This window comes from Bacillus sp. LR_5 (assembly GCF_042709275.1).
Genome location: NZ_JAVAXX010000338.1, coordinates 1 through 6,166, shown reverse-complemented (window position 1 = coordinate 6,166; position 6,166 = coordinate 1). Strand labels below are relative to the sequence as shown.

The 6,166-nt window shown below is 40.0% G+C and carries 6 protein-coding genes; 3 read left to right on the top strand and 3 right to left on the bottom strand.

Annotation, left to right across the window (positions count from 1 at the left end; all coding sequences use genetic code 11):
- Both RAC86_RS33905 and kinA read left to right on the top strand, forming a co-directional pair.
- A partial coding sequence (locus tag RAC86_RS33905) for a penicillin-binding transpeptidase domain-containing protein (protein ID WP_377886566.1) occupies positions 1-1,119 on the top strand: 1,119 nt, incomplete at its 5' end.
- A 163-nt stretch (positions 1,120-1,282) separates the two neighbouring features.
- Positions 1,283-3,103 carry a sporulation histidine kinase KinA gene (gene kinA, locus RAC86_RS33900; protein WP_015252197.1) on the top strand — a complete coding sequence of 607 codons (1,821 nt, stop codon included), beginning with the start codon at positions 1,283-1,285 and terminating at the stop codon, positions 3,101-3,103.
- A 9-nt stretch (positions 3,104-3,112) separates the two neighbouring features.
- Here the strand turns inward: kinA and RAC86_RS33895 are convergent, their stop codons facing one another.
- Both RAC86_RS33895 and RAC86_RS33890 read right to left on the bottom strand, forming a co-directional pair.
- A complete protein-coding gene (locus tag RAC86_RS33895) occupies positions 3,113-4,294 on the bottom strand; it encodes an aminotransferase A (protein ID WP_003232415.1) in 1,182 nt (393 codons plus the stop codon).
- A gap of 200 nt (positions 4,295-4,494) precedes the next feature.
- On the bottom strand, positions 4,495-4,656 hold the full coding sequence (locus RAC86_RS33890) for a hypothetical protein (RefSeq protein WP_003245246.1): 162 nt from the start codon (positions 4,654-4,656) through the stop codon (positions 4,495-4,497).
- A 203-nt stretch (positions 4,657-4,859) separates the two neighbouring features.
- Here RAC86_RS33890 and cheV point away from each other — a divergent pair, with 203 nt between their 5' ends.
- Entirely contained in the window at positions 4,860-5,771 is a 912-nt protein-coding gene (gene cheV, locus RAC86_RS33885; RefSeq protein ID WP_014476655.1) for a chemotaxis protein CheV, read from the top strand.
- A gap of 43 nt (positions 5,772-5,814) precedes the next feature.
- On the opposite strand, the gene RAC86_RS33880 is transcribed toward cheV, so the two are convergent.
- The coding region (locus RAC86_RS33880; RefSeq protein WP_377886565.1) for a YkyB family protein at positions 5,815-6,166 on the bottom strand (352 nt) is incomplete at its 5' end.

Here is a 6,166-nt window from a genome sequence, read left to right as displayed (position 1 = left end):
AGCAGGGGATACGATCTTCAGCTTTCTTTTGACATGGAGCTTCAGGCAAAGGTAGAAAAGATTATTGAAGAAGAAGTAAGAAACAGCCGTGCACGCGGAAATTACATGCTTGACAGAGCCTTTGCCGTAATGATGGACCCGAATAACGGCGATATTTTATCAATGGCAGGGAAAAAGATAGATTTAAAAACCAACAAAATTGAAGATTATGCGATAGGGGCATTTACCACCCAATATGAAATGGGATCAGCAGTAAAGGGGGCCACCGTGCTAGCCGGCTATCAGGACGGAATTCCGCATTATAAATATTATGTCGATGCTCCAATGCTTTTAGGAACGAATCTTATAAAAAAATCTTATACTAATATGGGAACCATCAATGAATTAACCGCATTGCAAAAAAGTTCAAACGTATATATGTTCAATGTTGCCATGCATATTGCAGGCGTAACATACAAGCCGCATGGATCTCTCCCGGCTGATCAGAACGATCTACTGAAAATGAGAAACTATTACAGCCAGTTTGGTCTGGGAGTAAAGACAGGTATTGATCTCCCGCAGGAATCAGCCGGAATGCAAACCACACCTAAAACTGTAGGAGGATTAATTTTAGACTTAGCAATTGGCCAATACGATACATACACACCGCTTCAAATGGCTCAATACATCTCAGTAATCGCCAATGGTGGCTATCGTGTTCAGCCTAGAATCGTCACAAGTATTCATAAGCCAGGAAAAAAAGACCAGCTGGGTAAGGCGATTGAACATAGGAAACCTAAAGTACTCAATAAGATTAATAATTCAGAGAGCGATTTGAAACAAGTACAAACAGGCATGAAATTAGTCACTTCTTCAGGGACAGCAAAAAATACGTTTACAGAAGATGTATCAGGGAAAACGGGAACAGCGGAAACATTTTACTACGGCACGAATCGCAACTGGTGGGGGAAAAAAACATACAATCTGACTTTTGTCGGCTATTACCCGTCGAAAAAACCAAAAGTGGCCTTTAGTGTTGTTGTTCCATCAGTAGATGATGATGATAAGATCAATAAAATTATTGCCAAAAGAGCTATCCACGCCTACGCAGAGCTCGAAAAAAAACACAGTAAAAAATAAAAAACAGGGTGCACAACTAAAAGATTGTGTGCCCTTTCTTTTATTCAAAAATTGACGTTCACCATAAGAATAGAAGGAGAATACTCATTTTCTAGCGAATCATACTAGGTAAAAGTCAATCTGTATATGTCGAAACACGATGATCATGCAAAGGAGGGATTCTGTGGAACAGGATACGCAGCATGTTAAACCACTTCAAACAAAAACCGATATTCATGCAGTCTTGGCCTCTAATGGACGCATCATTTATATATCTGCCAACTCCAAACTGCATTTGGGCTATCTCCAAGGAGAGATGATCGGATCATTCCTCAAAACGTTTCTGCATGAGGAAGACCAATTTTTGGTTGAAAGCTATTTTTATAATGAACATCATCTGATGCCGTGCACCTTTCGTTTTATTAAAAAAGATCATACGATTGTGTGGGTGGAGGCTGCGGTAGAAATTGTTACGACAAGAGCTGAGCGGACAGAACGGGAAATCATTTTGAAAATGAAGGTTCTTGAAGAAGAAACAGGCCATCAATCCCTAAACTGCGAAAAACATGAAATCGAACCTGCAAGCCCGGAATCGACTACATATATAACGGATGATTATGAACGGTTGGTTGAAAATCTCCCGAGTCCGCTATGCATCAGTGTCAAAGGCAAGATCGTCTATGTAAACAGCGCGATGCTTTCAATGCTGGGAGCCAAAAGCAAGGATGCTATTATTGGTAAATGGTCCTATGAATTTATTGAAGAAGAATATCATGATATCGTGAAAAACAGGATTATACGAATGCAAAAAGGAATGGAAGTCGGAATGATTGAACAGACGTGGAAAAGGCTTGATGGCACACCTGTTCATTTAGAAGTGAAAGCATCCCCGACCGTCTACAAAAACCAGCAGGCTGAGCTGCTGCTGCTGATCGATATCTCTTCAAGGAAAAAATTCCAAACCATCCTGCAAAAAAGCCGTGAACGATATCAGCTGCTGATTCAAAATTCCATTGATACCATTGCGGTGATTCACAATGGAAAATGGGTATTTATGAATGAGTCTGGAATTTCCCTGTTTGAAGCGGCTACATATGAGGATTTAATTGGCAAAAACATATACGATCAGCTGCATCCTTGCGATCACGAGGATGTAAAAGAGAGAATCCAAAACATTGCCGAGCAAAAAACAGAATCTGAAATTGTCAAGCAATCCTGGTTCACCTTTCAGAACAGGGTCATCTATACGGAGATGGTCTGCATTCCGACGACCTTTTTTGGTGAAGCGGCCGTCCAGGTCATTCTTCGGGACATCTCAGAGAGAAAACAAACAGAAGAATTGATGCTGAAATCGGAAAAATTATCAATCGCAGGGCAGCTCGCGGCGGGAATCGCCCATGAGATCCGCAACCCTCTTACAGCGATCAAAGGATTTTTACAGCTGATGAAACCGACAATGGAAGGCAACGAACATTACTTTGATATTGTGTTTTCTGAACTCAGCCGTATCGAATTAATACTCAGTGAACTGCTCATGCTGGCGAAACCTCAGCAAAATGCTGTCAAAGAATATTTGAACTTGAAAAAATTAATTGGTGAGGTTTCAGCCCTGTTAGAAACGCAGGCGAATTTAAATGGCATTTTTATCAGAACAAGTTATGAAAAAGACAGCATTTATATAAACGGGGATCAAAACCAATTAAAGCAGGTATTCATTAATTTAATCAAAAATGCAGTTGAATCAATGCCTGATGGGGGAACAGTAGACATTATCATAACCGAAGATGAGCATTCTGTTCATGTTACTGTCAAAGACGAAGGGGAAGGTATACCTGAAAAGGTACTAAACCGGATTGGAGAGCCATTTTTAACAACAAAAGAAAAAGGTACGGGGCTTGGATTAATGGTGACATTTAATATCATTGAAAACCATCAGGGAGTTATACATGTGGACAGCCATCCTGAAAAAGGCACAGCGTTTAAAATTTCATTTCCAAAAAAATAAAACAACGGCTTACACGCCGTTGTTTATCGTCTGCATTGCTTCACGTTTTTTTAATACAAATAATTCTAAACGGTCCAGGCCTTCTCTCAGCGTGTCCATTGAGCATGCAAAAGACAGCCTTACATATCCTTCACCATATGTTGAGAACGAGCTGCCCGGCACGAGTGCCACGCCAGCGTCTTCCAAAAGAGCCATACTAAAATCAAATGAAGTCATTCCAAATGATTTAATAGAAGGGAAGATATAAAACGCACCGGACGGTTTAACTACGTCAAGTCCCATGGAAACAAGACGGTCATAAACATAGTCCAGACGTTTTTTGTATTGTTCTCTCATAATCAATGCATCGTCAAAGCCGTTTGTGACAGCTTCAAGCGCGGCTTTTTGAGAAATGGATGAGGCGCACGACACATTGTATTGATGAACCTTTAAAATGTGCTTTGCAATGTCTTTCGGTGCGAATAAAAATCCAATTCTCCAACCGGTCATGCTGTGTGATTTTGACAACCCGTTAATGACAATCGTTTGATCCCGCAAATAGGTTGCGATGGAGTAATGCGGTCTGTCATATGTTAATTCACTGTATATTTCATCAGACAATACGAAGACATTTCTGCCTTTTAAGAGAGCTGCGATGCTTTTCAGTTCTTCTTCAGATAAAGTCACGCCGGTAGGATTTGACGGATAAGGAAGCACGACACACTTGGTGTTGGGTGTCAGAGCATCTTCAATCAGCCGGGCGGTAAGCTTAAAGCCGTGTGACGTAGTATCAACAATGACAGGCTTGGCCCCGCACAAATTGATAATAGGTTCATAGCCTGGATAAATAGGCCCTGGCATAATGACTTCATCACCGGGAGATAAAATCGTCCGGAATGCAGCATCAATGGCTTGGCTTGCGCCTGTTGTGATGATAATTTCAGATTCAGCATCATAGTTGAAATCCGCTTTTTTCTTCATATAAAGCTGCACAGCTTGTCTCAGCTCCAGGTAGCCGGCATTCGGAGTATATGACGTCACGTTTTCATCAATGGCTTTTTTTGCGGCAGCTTTCACATGATGCGGTGTGAAAAAATCAGGCTGGCCGATTGTAAGTGAAATGACGTCTTCGTGTTGGGCTACAAGATTCGAGAATTTGCGTATTCCTGAAATTTCGATCTCTCTTGCTTTCGGATTCAGCAAATGTTCCATAATTCATCACCTTAACAAATATAATGAGTTTATCCTATTTTACCACTAGCTGATCATTTGTCACCTTTTTAACTATATATTTCGATTGTATGCGCCTTTTTTCTAAACATACCTTTCTTTTCAGAAAAAAAGAAGACAACCAGCGATTTGATTGTCTTTATTGTATCATGTTCTATTATTGTTTATATGTGCCAATTTCATTAATAGCCATAATCAAAATGAAGGTCTTCGTGCCAAATCAGATACGGAGGATGCTCTTCTTGAAGGTCAGCTGATTCTTTCTTCATATTCAGGTAAGTTTCTTCACTGATATCCTCTAAAACAGTCATTTCGTTTTCTTTAAATATTACTAAGGTACCCATTATTTACACCCTTCTTTGGAAAAATCCTTGACTATTTTATCACTGTTAGTTGGAAAGTCAATGGTTATTAGGAAAAAAGTTTCTTTTTTGAGGAACGCGGCTTGTTGCCTTCGGAATTCGATTTTGAAGAGCTGCCATTCACTTTTTACAAATTACGCCGATATATACAGTACAATACTGAATGCGAATAGCGAGGGATTGAATTGTCGTTACAACAATACGAAATTTTATTGGATTCTGGTACAAATGAATTAGAAATTGTGAAGTTTGGCGTGGGTGAAAATGCTTTCGGAATTAACGTCATGAAGGTAAGAGAAATTATTCAGCCTGTCGAGGTGACATCAGTGCCTCACTCCCATCAGCATGTAGAAGGAATGATTAAACTCAGAGGAGAAATTCTCCCTGTGATCAGTCTCTTCTCATTTTTTGGAGTAGAGCCTGAAGGATCAAAAGATGAGAAATATATCGTGACTGAATTTAATAAACGGAAAATTGTTTTTCATGTCGGCTCTGTTTCTCAAATTCACAGAGTATCCTGGGAAGCGATTGAAAAGCCGACATCGTTAAATCAAGGAATGGAGCGGCACCTTACCGGGATTATTAAGCTCGAAGACCTGATGATCTTTTTGCCTGACTATGAAAAAATTATTTATGACATTGAATCAGATTCAGGTGTTGACACGTATAATATGCATACCGAGGGCTTCGATGAAAGAAGAACTGATAAAAAGCTAATCATTGTAGAGGACTCACCGCTTTTGATGCGCCTCTTGCAGGATGAACTAAAAGAAGCAGGGTACAACAATATCGCTTCGTTTGAAAATGGAAAAGAGGCATATGAATACATTATGAACCTTGCTGAAAACGAAACTGATTTATCAGAACAGATTGATATGATCATCACTGATATTGAAATGCCAAAAATGGACGGACACAGGCTCACAAAGCTGCTGAAGGAAAATCCGAAAAGCTCAGATGTGCCGGTTATGATTTTCTCATCGTTAATTACGGATGATCTGCGTCACCGCGGCGAAGTTGTAGGCGCAGATGAGCAAATCAGCAAGCCTGAGATCAGTGATTTGATTAAAAAAGTGGATACGTATGTTATTGAATAAATAAAAACAGCCGTTGCCAGAAAGAGGCACGGCTGTTTTTATTTTAAAAGTAACTCTCGCCAAGTTTTTTAAAGACCGGTTTATGGTAAGCTGGCTGCTGGCGATTTGGCACTAGCGGCTTTTCTTTCATGCCGACATATTCTTGCAATAGGTGTTTCGCTTTTGTTAAAGACATTTGAGCTTTAGGATTTCGGTACGATTGATTAAGTGTACCTAAATGCGGAAGATGTTCGAAGTCTTCTTTAGTTGGAGGCATGTGAAAATAGTAGTCTCCGATTGAGATAAGCACGTCCGATTGCTGTTGGCTGAACCTTGGATTTTTTGAAAAATGAAGCCCTATTTTCTTTCCTTTACCTTCTTTGACAAGCTTTTGCAAAGCCCGTTTTTTCAGCAGA